1 protein-coding gene and 1 tRNA gene are annotated in these 566 nt (G+C 43.3%); both read left to right on the forward strand.

Annotated elements, in window-relative coordinates; genetic code table 11:
* The coding region (locus tag ACKJSM_RS28705) for a hypothetical protein (protein ID WP_410239541.1) at positions 1–392 on the forward strand (392 nt) is incomplete at its 5' end.
* A 51-nt stretch (positions 393–443) separates the two neighbouring features.
* Positions 444–516: transfer RNA gene (locus ACKJSM_RS28710), tRNA-Phe, on the forward strand.
* The last annotated feature ends 50 nt before the right edge of the window (positions 517–566 follow it).

A 566-nucleotide genomic window follows, 5' to 3' on the forward strand; every position in this document is an offset into this window, starting at 1 on the left:
TCCCTGGTTCGATCCCGGGTTTCGGCAGGAACCTGGCAGGCTTTTGGACGCACATTGCTACCATAATGAGTGCTCTTGTCTCAGACACTGATATTGAAATTGATTGGGATTTGTCTGTGGGAGTTTTCCTACCACACATCCATGGCAATGACATGTTCCTGTTGTTGGATCCCTACCCTTCTTCAGATGATGGCATGATATCATGTCTTCCTTCTAAATCATTTCACTCCATTTTGATGTTCTATCATTTTCCTTATTGGTCGGGGAAACACACATTAGTTCCTGATTCAGTGACATTCAGTCAGGTAACAATGAGAAAGATAGATGGTTCTTCCTTGTTCCTAGAAATCAATGTTTTAAAGATTCACTGTTGTAAAGATGACATTTTTTGACATCATGCCGTAATTTTCACCTTTCGGCCAGCCCACAAAGTAAAATTTTGTGCCGAAATAGCTCAGTTGGGAGAGCGTTAGACTGAAGATCTAAAGGTCCCTGGTTCGATCCCGGGTTTCGGCAGGAACCTGGCAGGCTTTTGGACGCACATTGCTACCATAATGAGTGCTCTT

The organism is Pseudomonas sp. PHC1 (genome assembly GCF_046487845.1).
GTDB lineage: Bacteria > Pseudomonadota > Gammaproteobacteria > Pseudomonadales > Pseudomonadaceae > Aquipseudomonas > Aquipseudomonas sputi.